The following is an 18,387-nucleotide window of genomic DNA, read 5'->3' as shown; positions in this document are numbered from 1 at the left end:
GTACCCCATGGCGTTTACCCGAGTTTATTCATCATACTTTTTCTCGAAAAAAGAGTGATTTTATAAATTTACGTAAGTAGGAAAATTTCAAAACCATTTTTGGATCAATGCTAATTGCAGTTATATAATATGTTTTAGCTCTATTATATTTCCCAGACAAATAGAATGTTCTAAAAACCGACAAACACCTTTGAGCCTTATACTTATTCTGAATTACCATAAAATTATCGGGGATTATTGTTGGGTTAAATACGTAATCTACGATTTTCAACGCCACTTGATCCGCATACTCGATATTATGACGTAAGCTGTCATCGTGTTTATGTACTTTAGCCAAAGACTTATCTATTGAAAAACATTCAAACAAACCAACCGCATGCGCCGAAACAGGTATATCTTCACTATTTCTGCAATCTTCTGGATATCGGGTTACATCAAAAATAGCCCTATGAAAAAAAGTAGAGCCATTAGAAATTGTCAGCTTTTTATTCAAGTAGTCAGCAAAACGCTGAAAACCACTTTCCGATACAGCTGGTGCTGAATGATATCTTTCACGACCACTGTCGCTTACAGAAGTATGCCCACCGATGATCACTTGAGCATCAGGCTCCTGCCTTATTGCATCACCCACAGCTTTTAGTGCGCCCGTATCAAACTCATCATCGGCATCGAGAAATACCAAAAACCGCCCTACTGTCTCCTCAACACCTCTGTTACGAACTGCTGCAAGGCCTGCATTTTTTTGATGAATCGCACGAAGCTCCGGATACTTTTTCTGCAATTGAGGAATCACTAACTTTGAATCATCCGTGGAACCATCATCAATGATCAAAACTTCTACTTCATCTATTTTCTGAGCAAATACCGATGCAGTAGCCCGTGATATTAGGTGGCCATAGTTATAACAAGGGATAATGACACTGATTAGCGGTTGACTCACAGAGCTCTCCCGTTAGTAAGAAGGACCTGCCACCGCTAATCATTGATGGCAGGTAATACTAGCGTTGCTATGCCTCGACGGGCTCTTCAAGGTGCGCCGGAAAATCGCCCTTCACAACCAGAATATCTTCCATAATCAGGTACTGCAGATCGGAGCCGAAGAACATATTCATGGCATCGGTGGGCGTACAAACCACCGGTTCACCGCGACGGTTAAGAGAGGTGTTCAATACCACACCGTTGCCGGTCAGCTTTTCCATCTCTTCGATCAGTTCGTAATAACGAGGGTTGTGCTTACGAACCACCGCCTGGCCGCGAGACGTACCATCCTCATGCACCACTTCAGGCACTCTTGTTTTCCACTCATCTTTCACTTCAAACGTGAAGGTCATATAGGGCGCGGGATGATCTACCTTGAACATTTCCTTGCTGACACGATCCAGCATAGAGGGGCAAAAGGGGCGCCAGCGTTCGCGGAATTTGATCTGCTCGTTAATACGATCAGCAATGCCTTTATAGCTCGGGCAACCGACGATACTTCGACGACCCAGAGCACGCGGCCCAAATTCCATACGCCCCTGAAACCAGGCCACTGGATTACCCTCATTGAGAATACGGGCGATACGCTGAGGGACATGGTCAATTTTACGGAACTTAGGCTTGTCCGGGTGCTGCTCACAGGCTTCAATCACCTGCTCATTGGTGAAGCTGGGGCCAAGATAGACATGCTCCATCTTTTCCACCTTAACGCCGCGACTTTCGGAGGCAAAGGAAGCTGCACCAACCGCGGTACCAGCATCACCCGAAGCCGGTTGCACAAACAGCTCTTTGACTTCGGGGCGGGCAATAATTTTCTGGTTCAGTTTTACGTTAAGCGCGCCGCCACCGGAGAACGCAATCTTGCCCGTTTCCTTGATGATGTCACCCAGATAATGGTCCATCAGCTTGAGCGAAATCTCTTCGTACAGCGCCTGGATTGAGGCCGCATAATGGATATAGGGATCATCGGCGATATCCCCTTTACGGCGCGGGCCCAGCCATTCAACCAGCTTATCCGTAAAGTAGAAACCCTTACCCTTTTCCTTGTAACGGCGCAGTCCGATAACATTGGCGTAGTCGGTATTCACCTGGAACTCTTTGCCATCAAAATCGATCAGGCGGGACAGATCATATTTGCTGGCGTCACCATAGGGAGCCATACCCATCACCTTGTACTCGCCATCGAGCATTTCAAAACCGAGATATTCGGTGATCGCACCGTACAGGCCACCCAGGGAATCCGGGTCGTAGAACTCTTTGATCTTGTGGATCTTGCCGTTTTCGCCGTAGCCAAAGAAGGTAGTGGCGTATTCGCCTTTACCATCGATACCCATGATCGCTGTCTTTTCTTCAAACCCACTCAGATGGTAGGCACTGGAGGCATGAGCAAGGTGGTGCTCGACGGAATCAAATTCAAACTGGCCCCATTCAAAGCCCAGTGTATCCAGCATCTCGCGAATGCGGCCAACATAACGACGATAGCGGCGGTTACCATTGAAGAGCACATCGAGTGCGCGGTCCGGGGCATACCAGTAACGCTTGGCATAATGCCAACGAGCCGGTGTAGACAGACTGATAGGTGCAAATGGCACAGCTACCACATCAATGTCTGAGGGTTTTAGTCCCGCGAAATCAAGGCAAAACTTGGTCGATTCGAGCGGCATCTTATTCTTGGCGTGCTTGTCACGAATAAAGCGCTCCTCTTCAGCAGCGGCCACCAGCTTGCCATCGATATACAGTGCGGCGGAGGGATCATGACTGAGCGATCCCGATAGGCCCAAAATAGTCAGTGCCACGTTATAAACCTCATCTCTAGGACGCTATCGCGCCGGTAACTTTGAAAGCAGATAAACACCGCGAGGGTTAGCTCGACGGATCAATACACCAGGACGGCACGGATGGTTGGTCATTCCGTTCTAGCCCAAAACAGATTGCTGCGCATTATAGGCCATTCGCCCCACTGCGCACAAAACGATCGTCACAACCATTGATCCAGATCGAACAGAAGCATCACTCTCGGCCAGTAAAGAACCCCAACACCTTGCGAATGCGCCGCTTATCCTTACATGACAGTCGACTATGGCCACTGTAGTGAAAGTAAAATGCCAGTCGCTGGGTACGACTGAACTGATATTTTGCAACCTTATCCAGACAGGCCAGATCCTTGATAATTCGATATTCCAGAAAGGGCCAGATCCAGCTCCGCCCTGCTGGGCAATCAATCAGGTAGACCTCAGGATCATCCCTAGACTGTGTAACCAGGATATTGCGCCATTTAAGGTCATTATGGGCAAAACGATGTGAGTGCAGATCGCGGGTAACCTCGGCCAGCCGCTTAAGCATCCCCCGAACCCAAGCCCGATCTTTCAGCAACGGCGAGTCTTGGTCAGCCATCTGCGCCAGATCGCACGTATTTTCCAGCGCTTCGGTAATCAGCACGCCCCGCCGGGTTTTGCTCAAAAAGCGCTCCTGCCCATAGGCCACAACGCGTGCAGCAGGCAACCCCCAACGCAGAAATTTCTGCTGATTGCGCCACTCCGTCACGATACGGCTCATACCCAGATAGCTGCGAAACTCCTTGGTCTTATGGTAACGCTTGACGTAATAACGTTTGGAGCCCACACGATAGGGAAACGTGGCGCTTTCGTCATCGGCCGCCACTACTTCGCCCTCAAGCTCAAACACATCATCCAGCGACGCAAATACCTCAGCCGCATCCGTACCTTGATAGGCTTTGGTTATGGTCCATTCAGTCGTCATCGAATTTGATCACCTTTGCGCTGAAATCGTGCCATCAGCTTGTCAGCCTTGCGCCGCAATCGCGCCCACAGGCTGGCCCGATCCGCCAGAGCCTGACGCAGATCACACGCACAGTAGGCTCGCACAAAACGCAACAGATCCCGCCGTGTCAGACCAATTTCCATGGCAGAAAAATAGAGCGCGGCCAGATCTTTCTCCACCCAACGATCGGGTGTTGTGGAGCGAAGCTGGGCTCGGTGCAGGTCGATCAGCGACAGCTTCAATTGATTCGGATCCAACTGCTCGACACCCGCCGAGATATCGAGCAGAAAATGGCAAATATAAAAGTCCCGGTGATTGATACCATGCTCATGCAACTGCCTCGCTATCCAGGCAACACGATCAATCAAGGCCCACTTCAACGCCAGCTTGGGAGGCTGCTTCGGCCAATCGCGACAAAAATCTTCCAGGCTGATGGTATCGATCAGATCCTCAGTGATGATAAAGGAGTGCTGTCGGGCCGGGTTGCTCCCTCGCTTACCGTAAGCCACGGCCGTCATCGTGTCGACGCCGATCGTTTCCAACCGTTTAATGGCCTGCCATTCATTGCTTGCACCAAGCACCGGTGCGCGCAAGCGAAGCACATTTTCTATAATCTCCCACCAACCCACACCCCGATGAATCTTGGCGAAAAAGGATCTGCCCTGGAATTCAAAACGCAGTGTGCGGCGCGCTTCAAGCTCTCTAAACACCTCACCTTGAAGTTGCTCAACCCGTTCAAAAGGGTCGCTTCCTTTCCACTGCCTGGCAAAATCCTCACGCAAATAAAGGGTCACTGACACCCCCCGACACGTTCAATTATCTCAGCGGCACGTTCCGGCATGCTGAATATATCAGCCTGCTCGGAAAACCGAAGGGCGTTTCGTTTCCAATTATCACGTTGGGGCGAGGTCAACATGGTTTCCAGCTTTTGCCCCATATCGGCCTGCTCGAAGGGCGATTCCAACAGCTGCCCGGCACCCGCCTTTTCAACATAATGCGCATAGCCACAAACATCGGTCACCAATACCGGCAGTCCGGACACGACAGCTTCCAGCAGCACAGTACCCGTATTTTCGTTATAGGCCGGGTGAACCAATAAATCCGCGCCAAGCATAAAGCGGGGAATGTCATCACGGCCAGGCATAAAGGTCACCTGCCCATCCAACTTCAGGCGCCTGGCCAGGCGCACAAAAGGGGTAAAGTTATCCTGCCCAATCACCATAAACCGGGTTCGCTGCCGCAATGTCTCGGGTAGCGATGCCATAGCATAGAGAGCACGGTCCAGCCCCTTGGTTTTGAAGCCCGAGCCGACCATCAGCAACAAACGGTCCTTATCGCTCAGCTGAAATTCTGTCCGGAATTCAGCGCGAATCCGATCGGCATCCGCCGGCGCGCAACGGTCTCTGGCGATGCCTGGCGGTAACAGGTGAAAGCGCTCTTCCTGAGTCCCATAATGCTGCTGAAAAAACGGCTTTTGCAGTTCCGAAATCATCAGCACTTCGGTCTTACTGGTGGCAGAAAAAACAGCTTTCTCGGCCTCAAAGAAATGGCGATAGCGCGCCCCAAGCCGATAGATGGCCGAGCGCAATGTCTGCGCCTTCTCCTCGTAACAGGGGTCAGCTGCGTAGTAGAGATCAAGTCCCGCCATCTTATTGAAACCCACCACGGCATCGACAGGTTCCTCGGCTAACGAGCGCATCACCTGACGATGAAAAGATTCATTGCGCTTATGGGCCGCCAATGCTTTGACTCCCAGGATACGGACATCAAAGTCCGCAGGGCATTCTCCCTGCCAGCCCATGGTATACACTCGAACGCTGTGACCACGTTCCTGACAGACGTTGGCGATGCGCAAAAAATCACGCTGCAGGCCGCCATAAGGGAAATATTTGAACAGCACAAAGGCCAGTTTCATAGGGCTTGCTATCTTGCTCTCGAACAGGGGGCGGCCATTCTACCTTAGTTTGCTTCCTGCATCAGTTTCAACAGGGTCGTCTTGACGATTTTAGGGTGCAACGGGGCAAAAATAGCAGGCTCTACCGCCTTGCCCGAGCCGTTTGGGGGGACTTCGCTGTAGTCGGCCGAACACAGATGTTGCTGATAATCGCCATAGGCACCGATCAATGCCGGAGACGTTGGGCCGTAAAGAGAAACCGTTGGCACCGACAGCGCAGCCGACAGATGCCCCAATCCGGTATCGACCGCAACCACGCCGCTGGCACCGGACAACTGGCTGGCAACGCCCGCAATATTCAGCTTGGGCAACACCTCGGCCGAAGGCGAAATACGCGCGATCGCCTCCGCCCTAAGCCGTTCCTGCTCATTACCCCAGGGCAGCCGTACTTCATACCCCCTGTGCACCAGCATGCCACACAGGGTCTGCCAATAATGTTCTGGCCAATGCTTGTCATAACGTGTGGTTCCGTGCAAAAAAACCACGTAAGGATTGCCCTTTTGCGCCACAATTTCTGGCAAAAAGCTATCCTGATTTATGCCATAGTCACCCACTTCCTGGGGCACCGGATAATCGAGGGCGTTAGCAAACAGCTGCCTGATACGTTCAACTGCATGCAGCTCGCGCGCTACCGTAAATCGCTTGTGATAGAACCAACTCGCCAGCGGCTCACGAGCCGAATACCGATCCAGACCACAACGAACACCCTGGGCTTGACGCGCAATCCAGGCGCTTTTTAACAGCCCCTGAGCGTCGATCACGACGTCATAGCGTGTGCGACCGAGCTCTTCACGAAATGCTTTGATTTCACCCGAAAAAATACTTTTCAACAGACTCTTGCGCCAGCGCCGAATGGCCACTGGAATCACCCGATCCACCACCGGATGCCAGCTCGGCAGCTCCGCAAAGCCCTCCTCCACCACCCAATCCACTGTCAGGCCAGGGATGGCCTTGGCGGCATCAGTCAATGCCGGCAAGGCATGAATCACATCCCCCATAGAAGAGGTCTTGACCAGCAATACCCTCATGAACCGGCCTCTACCGAAACATCGATAGGAAGACGCTCCAGCGCCTGTAGCACCAGAGATGGCGGTAACTGCTTAAGGCAGTTGGAATGTCCTAACGGGCATTCACGCTTGAAACAAGGACTACAATCCAAATCCAAAGAGACAACCTCATGATTGGCATTCAAGGGCGGGGTAAATCCGGGTGAGGTGGAGCCATATACAACCACCAATGGCCGATGCAAAGCCGCCGCAATATGCATCAAACCGGAGTCATTACTGACCACCGCTGAGGCCAGAGACATCAAATCAACGGCTTGGGCCAAGACGGTTTTCCCAGCCAGGTTCTCGCAGTATAGCTGCAGCTCGGCAGGCAGCATCTGACGAATTCGCTCGGCACCTTCAGTGTCTTTAGCAGAACCCAGGATCCATACCTGCCAACCCTCGGACAATTTCTTCCGGGCCACTTCCGCATAGGCCTGCTCGGGCCAGCGCTTGGCTTCACCAAACTCCGCCCCCGGGCACAACACCAAAATCGGGCGTGTGGTTTGCAGACCCAGCGCCTGAAGGGCTTGCTGACGCTGCTCGGGATCGATCTCCAGGCCAGGTGAAGGTAAGGGAGCGGGGAGCGGCTTATCAGAATCAAGACCCAGGGCAATAAAGCGTTCAATCATTAGCGGATAGCGGGCTTTATCGAGCACCCGCAAATCATTTAACAGACCGTAGCGCATCTCGCCTCGCCAACCGGTTCGGCGCGGTATTTTTGCCCAGGCAGCCACCAATGCCGACTTGAGCGAGTTCGGCAGGGTAATCGCCCAATCATAGGCTTCACTTCGAAGGGATATACCCAGCTGGCGCCGCACCCCCAATTGCAATGAGCCGTGCCCCAACGGCATATCGATAGCGCGCCGCACCTCAGGCATACGCTCCAACAATGGGCGACTCCAGGCAGGTGCCAGGACGTCAATCGCACAGCCTGGATGCTGTTTGGCTAGCACCATAAACAGGGTTTGCGCCATCACCATATCGCCCACCCAAGAGGGGCCGATCACCAAAATCTTCAAGGCTTGTGTACTCACAGAGATTTCCGCGCTGTGCGGGGGAAATCCCCCGCTATCATGCCTAGCCAGCGACCGGTGACAGCCATTCAGGGTGCTGGCTGCGTTTGCCCGTCACCTGATCAAAGTAGGCTGTTTGCAGCTTTTCCGTAATGGGTCCACGACGCCCGGTACCAATCACGCGACCATCGTGCTCACGAATGGGCAACACTTCGGCGGCGGTACCGGTGAAGAATGCCTCGTCGGCCACATAGACTTCATCGCGGGTAATGCGACGCTCGCGAATACTGTAACCAAACTCTTCAGCCAACTGAAAAATCGTATCCCGGGTAATACCCGCCAGGCAGGAGGTCAATTCAGGGGTGTGAATAATGCCGTTTTTGACAATAAAGATATTTTCCCCGCTACCCTCGGCAACATAACCTTCGTTATCCAACAACAGGGCTTCTTCACAGCCAGCATCCAGGGCTTCTTTGAGCGCCAACATTGAGTTGATGTAGTTGCCGTTGGCCTTGGCCTTGCACATGGTGATATTGACATGGTGACGGGTGTAAGAGGAGGTGCGAATCTTGATCCCCTGCTCCTTGGCCTCCGGCGACATATAAGACGGCCATTCCCAGGCAGCAACAATGCAATGAGTCTTTAAATTATCAGCTCGCAACCCCATGCCTTCCGAACCATAGAAACACATCGGACGCAGGTAGGCGTGATCGAGATTGTTTTCGCGCACCACAGCCAGCTGTGCCTCATTGATGGTTTCCTTATCAAAGGGGATCTTCATATTGAGGATGTGAGCACTTTGGAACAAGCGATCCGTATGTTCCTTAAGACGGAAGATACTGGCACCCTTCTCGGTAGCATATGCCCTGACCCCTTCAAACACTCCCAGACCGTAATGCAGGGTATGGGTCAGTACGTGGGTTTTGGCTTCGCGCCAAGGTACCATCTCGCCATCGAACCAGATCACACCATCTCTGTCAGCCATCGACATTGAGTCACTCTCCTAACGTAAATTCAGTCTGTTCGACCTGGTACCAGCCCAGGTTCTAATTATCCGCGTCCAGCATAATACGCTGCCAGATACCCATTACGCCTCGCCGGTACTCGTGAAAAGCATCACCACTGACAACTCCTTTGCAGTTTTGCAGAGCCAACCGGTGGGCTGCCGCACGATAAGCTTTATAAGCTTCCCGAAGCAGATCTGCATCATCACTGGAAATAAAGCTGGTTGCCTCCAGCGAGTCCAGCACCCGAATATTGTCAGTGTACTCAAGCAGCTCAGGGTATTGCTGCGACCAGGCTAAAACGCCATATTGCACCATAAATTCGATATCAACGATACCACCATGGTCCTGTTTCAGATGAAATTGGGCATCCGCTTGCCAACTACCCTCACTGGCACCCGCCGAGGTTTCCGGCGTACCCAGATTGTCACGCATCTTTTGCCGCATGGCGACCACTTCGCTGCGCAGCTCATCTTTGCCTCGAGCACTCGAAAGCACTTCACCCCGTACTGCCTTGAAACGTTCCGTCAGGGCATCGCTTCCTGCGATCACTCGAGCGCGACACAACGCCTGATGCTCCCAGGTCCAGGCATCGTTTTGCTGATACTTGGCGAACGCCTCTAGCGAGCCAACCAATAGCCCGGAAGCACCCGAAGGACGCAAGCGCATATCCACTTCATAGAGCTGGCCAGATGCGGTCTGTGTATTGAGAATATGGATGATGCGCTGACCGAGGCGTACAAAAAAAGTCTGGTTATCGATGCTACGCTCGCCATCGGTACCTTGCTGCCCTTCCACTCCGTGCACAAACACCAGATCAAGATCGGAGCCATAACCGAGTTCAATACCCCCAACCTTGCCGTAACCTATTACGATGAAATCGCGAGGCGCAGGCTCTCCGGCAGCCGACTGAGGCTGACCATAGCGCGCCACCATATTAGACCAGGCGATTTCGACCACCTCGCACACCACCACCTCGGCAATCCAGGTCAAATAATCGCTGACTTTCATTAGCGGCAAAGTACCGGCTATTTCCGCTGCGGCGACTCGAAGCACATGAGAGGTTTTAAAATAACGCAGAGCCTCCATTTGCTGCTCCAGATCATCGGCCGGAATGCGAACCATTTGCTGGCGCAATTCGTCCGCCAGTTGCGCCCTGCCCGGCGGAGCAAACAACGAGTCCACATCCAGAAATTCGTCCAACAACATGGGGTGACGCGCAATACGCTCAGCGATCCATGGGCTGGCTACACACAACTTGAACAGCTGCTCGAGGGCGCTGCGATTTTCCATTAACAATACGAGATACGCCGTTCGACGCATAACCGACTCGACCAGGGGTAAAAATCGCTGCAACGCCTCATCGGGTTCTACCAATGCGGACAGTTGCGACAGCAGCATGGGCATAAACAGATCAATACGCTCTCGACCCTGGCGCTGAACCGATTGTAGCGCCCGACCATCTCTCAGGCTTTCCAACCTCGACAGCGCTTCTTTGGGCAGTGCATAACCGGCCTGCACAAACAGGTCCAGGGCATCTTCATCCGATAATTCTCGCGACCACAAAAGCGACCATGTTTCACTATCCGATTCTGTTTCTGGCTGCTCAGAAGGATCGGCAACCACCTCATCAAACTGTTTTTGCACAAATTCCCGGTGCTCGGCCAACGCCAGCTGCAGCTGTTCCCAGGTATCAAATCCCATGGTTAGCGCCAGGCGCAAACGGGCCGAATCCTCTTCAGGTAGATTCTGTGTTTGTTTGTCGTCCAGGGCTTGCAGTGCGTGCTCGACATTGCGCAAAAAACGGTAAGCTTCAACCAGTTGTTCGACCGCTTCCTCGGGCAAATAATCCTTCTCTTTCAATACGCGCAGGACACCCATGATCGGCCGTTGCTGCAGGGCGCGTTCGCGACCGCCATGGATCAACTGGAACGCCTGGCCAATAAATTCTATTTCGCGAATGCCGCCAGCCCCCAATTTGACGTTCTCTTGCATACCCTTGCGCTTTACCTCGGTCTGTATCATGCGTTTCATATCACGCAGGGCATCCACGGCGCTAAAATCGATATAACGGCGATACACAAAGGGCTTCAGCATAGCCAACAGCTCCGAACCACGCTCTCGATCCCCAGCCACGACTCGGGCCTTGATCATGGCGTAACGCTCCCAGTCACGCCCCTGATCCTGATAATACTGCTCCATGGCATCGAAGCTCAGCACCAGCGCCCCGCTCTGCCCGTATGGGCGCAGACGCATATCCACGCGAAAGACAAAACCCTCCACCGTCAAAGCATCCAGGGCTTTAATCAGTTTTTGGCCCAGTCGAATAAAGAACTCCTGATTGGTCAGGGAGCGACGCCCTCCCTGGGTTTCTCCCTGATTGGGATAGGCAAAAATAAGATCGATATCCGAAGAAAGGTTCAGTTCACAGGCGCCCAGCTTACCCATTCCCAACACAATAAGATGCTGCGGCCAGGGCGGCTCATCGGCATCGGCTCCCATCGGCACGCCCCAGGACGGAGTACAACTCTCATACAACCAGACATAGGCCCCATCGATTGCAGCATCGGCCATGGCCGATAAATCGGCCGTGGTTTCGACCACATCCGCCAACCGATTCAAATCGCGCCAGATAATACGCAGCTGCTCTCGTTGACGAAAACGTCGCAGCTGAAGACCCAACTCATCTTCGGTGGTGACCGATTGCAACAGCGTATCGAGTTTGGTTCGATGTTCTGTTTCACTGTAGGAGCGCTGCAGATCGCCACTTTGCATCAACTCCAACAAAAGTTCGGGACGCCTGCGGCAAAGTTCAGCAACATAATCACTGCCCCCCCAACAGCGCACTAACTCGGCAGCAAAACGATCACTTTCTTGCAGGTTTTGGCCCAGTTGCTTCAGGCAATCATCCCGAGCTTCACGGGATTCCTGAAATGCTTGCCATTGATGGCCGACGATCTCCACGATTAATGGATGCTGTTGCTGCAAAATATCCAATTCCATGCCTTTCCCTTTTTCTCTACCGCTCGTCCCGAGGCCCCATTATAGCGAGATTTGTATGCATCAGGGGCTGCTACACTTCAGTCTGTATGCTTATGTAAAAAAATGTAGTAACACTACACTCAAGCAGCTGTTTGATTGATCCCTAGCGCCTATATGTAGTAAAACTACAAGAATAATAACAATAGAATCAGCAAAAGCTTTCACCGCGCCTTAAGCACTTCAGCACTTCAGCACAACCGAAGTAAACCTATACTATTTAATTGACTTAAGGGCGCATCTGACTTGGAGCAAGACCCATGCACAAAGATGTAGATCCGATTGAAACCCAGGAGTGGCTGGATGCATTGGACTCAGTCCTGGAGAGCGAAGGTGAAGACCGCGCTCACTACCTGCTGACCAGACTCGCCCGACGGGCCACTCGCACCGGTACCCAAATCCCCTACGCGATCAACACCCCTTATAGAAACACCATCCCCTCCTCGAAAGAGGCACGCATGCCCGGCGATCTGTTTATGGAGCGTCGCATTCGCTCCATCGTACGCTGGAACGCCCTGGCGATGGTGATGCGAGCAAACAAACACGACCCTGACCTAGGCGGCCATATCTCCTCATTCTCCTCCGGCGCCACCCTGTATGACATCGGCTTCAACTACTTTTTCAAGGGCCCCAGCGATGGCCAGGAAGGAGACCTGATCTATTTCCAGGGTCATTCATCCCCGGGGATCTACTCCCGAGCCTTTCTTGAGGGGCGCCTGAGCGAAGACCAACTGGATAATTTCCGCCGGGAAGTCGACGGCGAAGGTCTGCCCTCCTACCCGCACCCTAAACTGAAGCCGGATTTCTGGCAGTTCCCGACCGTTTCCATGGGTTTGGGGCCTCTGCAAGCGATCTACCAGGCGCACTTTATGAAGTATCTGGATAATCGGGATTTCAGCCCGGTCAACCAGCGCAAAGTCTGGGCCTTCCTCGGTGATGGCGAAATGGATGAACCGGAATCCCTCGGGGCAATTGGTCTGGCCGGTCGCGAAAAACTCGACAACCTGATCTTTGTCGTCAACTGCAACCTGCAGCGCCTCGATGGCCCGGTTCGCGGCAACGGTAAAATCATGCAAGAACTGGAAGGCCAGTTCCGTGGCGCCGGTTGGAATGTGATCAAAGTGGTCTGGGGACGTCATTGGGACCCACTGTTCGCCCAAGACAAGCAGGGCATCATGCAACAGCGCATGGACGAATGCGTCGACGGTGACTATCAGAACTGTAAAGCCAAAGGCGGTGCCTTCACTCGTGAGCACTTCTTCGGTAAGTATCCCGAACTAAAAGAGATGGTTGCTCATCTATCGGATGATGACATCTACAACCTCAATCGAGGCGGTCACGACCCTTACAAAGTGTATGCCGCCTATCACGCTGCGGTTAACCACAGCGGACAGCCAACCGTTATTCTGGCCAAAACCGTTAAGGGTTATGCCTACGGCGAATCGGCTGAAGCAGCCAACACGGCACACTCGGTGAAAAAACTCTCACTGAAAGATCTCAAAGCCTTCCGTGACCGTTTTGATATTCCGGTTAAAGATGCTGACCTGCCGGATGTGCCTTACTATCGACCCGATGCCGATAGCCCGGAAATGGTTTACATGCGCAAACGACGGGAAAGCCTGGGTGGGTTTGTGCCTCAGCGTCGTATCACTAGTGACAGCTTGCCGATACCGGACTTAAAAGCCTTTGAAGCCGTTACCAAGGGCAGCGGTGAACGGGAAATTTCCAGCACTATGGCCTATGTTCGCGTGTTATCGGCACTGGTAAAAGACAAGAAGATAGGCAAGCACCTGGTGCCCATCGTGCCGGATGAAGCGCGCACCTTTGGTATGGAAGGCATGTTCCGCCAGCTGGGTATTTACTCTTCCGAGGGTCAGCTATATGAGCCCATGGATTCCGATCAGGTGATGTTCTATAAGGAAGACAAGAAGGGTCAAATTCTGGAGGAAGGCATCAACGAAGCCGGAGCCCATGCGGCCTGGATCGCCGCCGGTACCAGCTATAGCTGCAACAACGTGCCCATGATTCCCTTCTACACGTTCTACTCCATGTTTGGTTTCCAGCGTACTGGTGACCTGGCCTGGGCATCGGGTGATATCCAGGCGCGCGGTTTCCTGATTGGCGCCACCGCTGGCCGAACCACCCTCAACGGCGAAGGTCTGCAGCACCAGGACGGCCACAGCCACATCATGGCATCCACCATCCCCAACTGCATCAGTTACGACCCTACCTACGGGTATGAAATTGCCGTTATCGTTCAGGACGGTTTGCGCCGCATGATGCAAGAACAGGAAAACGTTTTCTATTACCTGACCACCATGAACGAAACCTACCAGCATCCCGCACTGCCCGAAGGCGACGGCGTTGTTGAAGGCATCATTAAAGGTCTTTATTGCTTCGAGGAAAACTCTCGCAAGAGCAAGCTCAAGGTGCAGCTAATGGGCTGCGGTACCATCTTCAACGAGGTTCGAGAAGCCGCTGCCATTTTGCGTAACGAGTTCAAGGTAGAGTCCGATATCTGGAGTGCCACAAGCTTTAACGAACTGCGCCGCGATGGCATGGACGTCGAACGCTGGAACCTGATGCATCCGACCGAAGAGACCCGCGAATGCTACGTTACTCAATGCCTGAAAAATCGTCAGGGCCCGGTCATCGCGGCCACCGATTATATGAAGGTGTACGCCGACCAGATTCGGGACTTTATCCCGGCGACCTTTATCTCGCTGGGTACCGACGGTTTTGGTCGCAGTGACACACGCAAAAAACTCCGCCAGTTTTTTGAAGTCGACCGCTACTACATCGTGATCGCTGCACTCTACGCCCTGAAACAGGATGGTCTGGTGAAAGGGGAACTGGTTGCCAGGGCGATGAAGAAATACAACATCGATCCTAACAAGCCCAACCCAATGTACAGCTAACAGCCACCAGAGACAGGAACACAGCGATGAGTGATAACATTATCAAAGTACCCGATCTCGGCGGCGACGGCGAGATCATAGAAATATGCGTCCAGGTTGGTGACCGTGTCGAGGCCGAGGACTCGCTGATTGTGGTCGAGTCCGACAAAGCCAGCATGGATGTACCTGCCCCCTTTGCCGGCACCATTAGCGAGATTCTGGTCAAGGTCGGCGACACCGCCAGTGAAGGGCTTGAGATGGTCAAGCTGAGTGCGGATACCGCACAGACTAAACAGTCTGAGAGCGTCGAAACTGCGGCCGAACCTGAGCCAGCACCAGAATCCAACCCAGCCCCGTCGGCCAGCAGCCCGGCAAACGCCGAGAGTGAAACACTGGTCAAGGTGCCGGACCTGGGCGGTGATGGTGAAGTGATCGAAATCTGCGTTCAGGTCGGCGATGAGATCGATGCCGAAGATGCGATCATCGTGGTCGAATCGGATAAAGCCAGCATGGAAGTACCGGCACCTTTCGCCGGCACCGTCACTGAAGTTTTGATCAAAACAGGTGACAACGCCGGCGAAGGCGTACCCATGATCAAAATGAAAACCGGTTCCGCACCGGCAGCCGCGCAACCAACGGCTAGCGCAGAACCACAACCGGCCCCGATCGAGCCCAGCCAAAACGAAACCGCAAAACCGACTGCCGCTGCCGCTGCCGCTGCCGCTGCCGACAGCCAAATTATCAGCACCCGCAACAAAAAGGTACACGCAGGGCCATCCGTGAGGCGTATTGCCAGAGAGTTTGGCGTTGATCTCGGAGAGATCAAAGGCAGCGGTCCCCGCGCCCGAATCCTGAAAGAGGATGTGCAGGAGTTCGTTAAAACCCGCCTCAAACAGCCCGTTCAAGCCGCCCCTGTGGCGACTACGGGTAGCGGAATCCCGGCTATTCCGTCCATCGATTTCAGCAAATTCGGTCCGGTAAAGGAAGTAGCGCTGACACGCCTGCAACAGGTGGGCGGTGCCAACCTGCATCGCAGCTGGCTCAACGTACCCCATGTGACCCAGTTCGACGAAGCCGATATCACCGAGATGGAAGCCTTCCGCAAAGCGCAAAAGGAGCAGGGCGTTAAAATGACGCCTCTGCCTTTTATCATCAAGGCTTGCACCACAGCGCTTAAGCGTATGCCTCAATTCAATGCTTCGTTGAATCCCGATGGCACCGCTCTGATCTATAAGGAGTATTGCCACATTGGTTTCGCGGTCGATACCCCGGACGGTCTGCTGGTGCCGGTCATTCGCGATGCGGACAAGATGGGTTTGCAGGAACTTTCCAAGCAGATGGTTGAACTGGCGGGTAAAGCCCAGCAGAAAAAGCTGTCACCGGCGGAAATGCAAGGCGCCTGTTTCACCATCTCCAGTTTGGGTAGTGTCGGCGGTACCGCCTTTACTCCCATAGTGAACGCACCCGAAGTGGCGATTTTGGGCGTTTCCAAAGCTGGACTAAAACCAGTCTGGGACGGTTCCGAATTCAAACCGCGCTTAATGCTGCCTCTGTCGCTTTCTTATGATCACAGGGCGATCAATGGCGCCGATGCCGCACGTTTCACCACCCTGCTCAGCAAGCTGATGGGTGATATTCGTACGCTGTTGTTGTGATAGTGATAACTGCTTAGCTGTACTTTTGCTGTAAGAGGCTCAGCCTCTGCTTGCCCCGCTGCCACTCCAGCGGGGCTTTTTTTATCCCCAAAGGGTACCCATTCAATACACTCGGTTTACTTCTTCAAGCAGCAGATCCCGCAATTGCTGCAAGCCAAATTGAGGCAAAGGCTGGCCGTTAACAAAAAAATCCGGCGTTTTCTTCACGCCCAGCGTCGCTGCATCAGCGAGATCCTGACGAACGATGGCTTCAACACTGGGATCCTGCATATCCTGTTTGAGTTTTGCTATATCGAGCCCTAGCCCGCCCAGGTGCTGCCAGATTAACTGGGGCTGAGGATTATGATGAGAAGCCCATTGAGGCTGGGTTTGCAGCATGATTTCAAGCACTTCCCAGAACTTACCCTGGCGGCGTGCCGACTCCAGCAGTTTGATCATATAGTCAGAGCCTTTATGGAAGGGGGCATAGCGGATGACCAGCTCTACTTTGCCCGCATGACCAGCCAATAGCTTTTTAACTTCGGGATAGAACAATCGACAGGTCTCACACGCCGGATCGAGAAACTCTACCAGGGTTACTTTCGCCCGTGAGCTCCCCATAACCGGAGAATGATCCCTAACCAAAGCCTCCGTCTTTGCGGCTGACAATTCAGGAGCAGGCTTTGGTGTGGCCAGGCCATACCATAGACCGATGATGGCTAACAGCGGCAACAGGATACTGACGATCCACAGGACCCGTTTTTGTTTATTCATCAAGAGAACCTTACTGGGATTAATGCGAGGGAGTGATTATCTATCACCAGCCCCATAAAACAAAAGCAATACGAGAAGACGATTACTTTTTTGTAAGAGCAGAAAGAAGCGCTAATAGTGTTTTATTGGCGATGATCAAGATAGGCACGATCATCGAAGGTTTTCACCAGATCAGGAGCAATCACCGTAAACATAGTAATCATCATGCCATTAATCACTCCCTCTTCGAAGGCAAGAAATACGAATAGCGCCCGATTTTCCTGGAACGATTGCCATTGATCGGCGGAGGCAAAAAGAAAAAACAGCAACGAACTCACCAACAACAGAACCAGAATTCCCAGGATAGAACCAAAGAAACCGACGCCGAGGGTGAAGAAGAATATATTTTTGTATCGCAAACGGCCGATGCCATAGGCCATCAGGCAGCTGGTACTGACCGGCACTACCACCGACAGCAGATGGTCAGTAAAAAAATGACTCCAGTGGCTGATAACTGGAATAGCCACCAGAGTATCCAGCACCAGCCATATCAATAAGGGAAGCGCTCCCGCCAAAATCGCCAGTGACCACCCAAAGACAACGGCAACAGTCGCCATTGCCAAAGGGTGGAGCGCCATAAGACCATCGACTTTCACATGCATCAACCAGAACAGCGAAAGCCCCAGTACGGTGCCAAACCACAGGTGTTGCCGCTGTTGAATGCTAGCCAGGGCTTTCCAGGGAGCCAACCAAAGCGCCGCCCCGATTGAGCCCAGCGATAGCAACATACTGACCACAACAAAAGCAACCGGCATCGTCTGCAAAAGATTCATGGTCCGGTTTCTCTAGTTATGAGCCAACATCATTCGACATACCCACCCCACCCTGTATCTGGAACACATCTATGTGCTCTCAATATTAGAAAACAGGAGGATATAAAGTTCACTTTGTCGGCTATACAACACGAATATGCGACCTCAATGGCTATCAAGCCTCACTGCTTTTGCAGGTATTAACACCCAGAATTCGATACAGCGGACAAAAACTGATTGCGCCCGTTAATAAAGGCACCAAACCGATCCAGCCCCAGGGCGTTTGTGGACCAACAAAAACCAAACTCAAGAGAATTAAACCTATTACCACTCTTAATGTTCGGTCGACTTTTCCAATATTGTTCATCCCTATCTCCTTAGGGCACCTCTGATTAATTCAGATAGATCTCTGCGGATCCTAAAAATGGTTTTTATCAAGGCGAAGCTCACCGTTCATGTCGAGACCTGGACAA

The 18,387-nt window shown here is 52.7% G+C and carries 14 protein-coding genes; 2 read left to right on the top strand and 12 right to left on the bottom strand.

Annotated features, from left to right (window positions below; genetic code table 11):
* Positions 1 to 31: 31 nt before the first annotated feature.
* The 9 genes from MIB40_RS08325 to glnE form a co-directional block, all read right to left on the bottom strand.
* Entirely contained in the window at positions 32 to 940 is a 909-nt protein-coding gene (locus MIB40_RS08325; RefSeq protein ID WP_249692936.1) for a glycosyltransferase family 2 protein, read from the bottom strand.
* A gap of 67 nt (positions 941 to 1,007) precedes the next feature.
* Complete coding sequence (locus MIB40_RS08320; RefSeq protein ID WP_249692934.1) at positions 1,008 to 2,774, bottom strand: carbamoyltransferase family protein; 1,767 nt, start codon at positions 2,772 to 2,774, stop codon at positions 1,008 to 1,010.
* A gap of 214 nt (positions 2,775 to 2,988) precedes the next feature.
* Positions 2,989 to 3,738, bottom strand: a complete 750-nt coding sequence (locus tag MIB40_RS08315; protein ID WP_249692932.1) for a lipopolysaccharide kinase InaA family protein — start codon at positions 3,736 to 3,738, stop codon at positions 2,989 to 2,991.
* The gene (gene rfaP / locus MIB40_RS08310; RefSeq protein WP_249692930.1) at positions 3,735 to 4,553 is read right to left on the bottom strand and encodes a lipopolysaccharide core heptose(I) kinase RfaP; all 819 of its coding nucleotides are present in this window, start codon (positions 4,551 to 4,553) and stop codon (positions 3,735 to 3,737) included. Before rfaP ends, MIB40_RS08315 begins: the two co-directional genes overlap by 4 nt.
* The gene (locus MIB40_RS08305; RefSeq protein ID WP_249692928.1) at positions 4,550 to 5,674 is read right to left on the bottom strand and encodes a glycosyltransferase family 4 protein; all 1,125 of its coding nucleotides are present in this window, start codon (positions 5,672 to 5,674) and stop codon (positions 4,550 to 4,552) included. The genes rfaP and MIB40_RS08305 overlap by 4 nt, the downstream gene beginning before the upstream one ends.
* 44 nt (positions 5,675 to 5,718) lie before the next feature.
* Positions 5,719 to 6,741 (bottom strand): lipopolysaccharide heptosyltransferase I, encoded by a 1,023-nt coding sequence (gene waaC, locus MIB40_RS08300; RefSeq protein WP_249692926.1) that lies wholly within the window; start codon positions 6,739 to 6,741, stop codon positions 5,719 to 5,721.
* Positions 6,738 to 7,796 (bottom strand): lipopolysaccharide heptosyltransferase II, encoded by a 1,059-nt coding sequence (gene waaF / locus MIB40_RS08295; RefSeq protein WP_249692924.1) that lies wholly within the window; start codon positions 7,794 to 7,796, stop codon positions 6,738 to 6,740. Before waaF ends, waaC begins: the two co-directional genes overlap by 4 nt.
* Positions 7,797 to 7,839: 43 nt before the next feature.
* Positions 7,840 to 8,766 (bottom strand): branched-chain amino acid transaminase, encoded by a 927-nt coding sequence (locus tag MIB40_RS08290; RefSeq protein ID WP_249692921.1) that lies wholly within the window; start codon positions 8,764 to 8,766, stop codon positions 7,840 to 7,842.
* A 55-nt stretch (positions 8,767 to 8,821) separates the two neighbouring features.
* Complete coding sequence (gene glnE / locus MIB40_RS08285; protein ID WP_249692919.1) at positions 8,822 to 11,782, bottom strand: bifunctional [glutamate--ammonia ligase]-adenylyl-L-tyrosine phosphorylase/[glutamate--ammonia-ligase] adenylyltransferase; 2,961 nt, start codon at positions 11,780 to 11,782, stop codon at positions 8,822 to 8,824.
* A gap of 296 nt (positions 11,783 to 12,078) precedes the next feature.
* Here glnE and aceE point away from each other — a divergent pair, with 296 nt between their 5' ends.
* Together aceE and aceF are read left to right on the top strand one after the other, a co-directional pair.
* On the top strand, positions 12,079 to 14,736 hold the full coding sequence (gene aceE, locus MIB40_RS08280; RefSeq protein WP_249692917.1) for a pyruvate dehydrogenase (acetyl-transferring), homodimeric type: 2,658 nt from the start codon (positions 12,079 to 12,081) through the stop codon (positions 14,734 to 14,736).
* Positions 14,737 to 14,762: 26 nt separating this feature from the next.
* Positions 14,763 to 16,370, top strand: a complete 1,608-nt coding sequence (aceF, locus tag MIB40_RS08275; protein ID WP_249692915.1) for a dihydrolipoyllysine-residue acetyltransferase — start codon at positions 14,763 to 14,765, stop codon at positions 16,368 to 16,370.
* A gap of 102 nt (positions 16,371 to 16,472) precedes the next feature.
* Here aceF and MIB40_RS08270 read toward each other — a convergent pair whose 3' ends face one another.
* The 3 genes from MIB40_RS08270 to MIB40_RS08260 all read right to left on the bottom strand — a co-directional run bounded on the left by MIB40_RS08270 (position 16,473) and on the right by MIB40_RS08260 (position 18,281).
* Entirely contained in the window at positions 16,473 to 17,123 is a 651-nt protein-coding gene (locus tag MIB40_RS08270) for a DsbA family protein (protein WP_249692913.1), read from the bottom strand.
* Positions 17,124 to 17,245: 122 nt separating this feature from the next.
* Positions 17,246 to 17,935, bottom strand: a complete 690-nt coding sequence (locus MIB40_RS08265) for a hypothetical protein (RefSeq protein ID WP_249692911.1) — start codon at positions 17,933 to 17,935, stop codon at positions 17,246 to 17,248.
* Positions 17,936 to 18,089: 154 nt separating this feature from the next.
* On the bottom strand, positions 18,090 to 18,281 hold the full coding sequence (locus MIB40_RS08260; protein ID WP_249692909.1) for a YgaP family membrane protein: 192 nt from the start codon (positions 18,279 to 18,281) through the stop codon (positions 18,090 to 18,092).
* Positions 18,282 to 18,387 lie beyond the last annotated feature (106 nt).

This window comes from Aestuariirhabdus haliotis (genome assembly GCF_023509475.1).
In the GTDB taxonomy this organism is placed as follows: Bacteria; Pseudomonadota; Gammaproteobacteria; order Pseudomonadales; family Aestuariirhabdaceae; genus Aestuariirhabdus; species Aestuariirhabdus haliotis.
Note: the sequence above shows the minus strand (reverse complement) of the source record. Positions and strands in the feature narration are given on the sequence as shown.

Excerpts from the sequence above, each read along its gene's own strand:
- MIB40_RS08305 (WP_249692928.1), bottom strand. The coding sequence starts at position 5,674 with ATGAAACTGGCCTTTGTGCTGTTCAAATATTTCCCTTATGGCGGCCTG.
- MIB40_RS08265 (WP_249692911.1), bottom strand. The coding sequence starts at position 17,935 with ATGAATCTTTTGCAGACGATGCCGGTTGCTTTTGTTGTGGTCAGTATG.
- aceE (WP_249692917.1), top strand. The coding sequence starts at position 12,079 with ATGCACAAAGATGTAGATCCGATTGAAACCCAGGAGTGGCTGGATGCA.
- MIB40_RS08290 (WP_249692921.1), bottom strand. The coding sequence starts at position 8,766 with ATGTCGATGGCTGACAGAGATGGTGTGATCTGGTTCGATGGCGAGATG.
- waaC (WP_249692926.1), bottom strand. The coding sequence starts at position 6,741 with ATGAGGGTATTGCTGGTCAAGACCTCTTCTATGGGGGATGTGATTCAT.
- aceF (WP_249692915.1), top strand. The coding sequence starts at position 14,763 with ATGAGTGATAACATTATCAAAGTACCCGATCTCGGCGGCGACGGCGAG.
- MIB40_RS08315 (WP_249692932.1), bottom strand. The coding sequence starts at position 3,738 with ATGACGACTGAATGGACCATAACCAAAGCCTATCAAGGTACGGATGCG.
- MIB40_RS08260 (WP_249692909.1), bottom strand. The coding sequence starts at position 18,281 with ATGAACAATATTGGAAAAGTCGACCGAACATTAAGAGTGGTAATAGGT.
- glnE (WP_249692919.1), bottom strand. The coding sequence starts at position 11,782 with ATGGAATTGGATATTTTGCAGCAACAGCATCCATTAATCGTGGAGATC.
- MIB40_RS08270 (WP_249692913.1), bottom strand. The coding sequence starts at position 17,123 with ATGAATAAACAAAAACGGGTCCTGTGGATCGTCAGTATCCTGTTGCCG.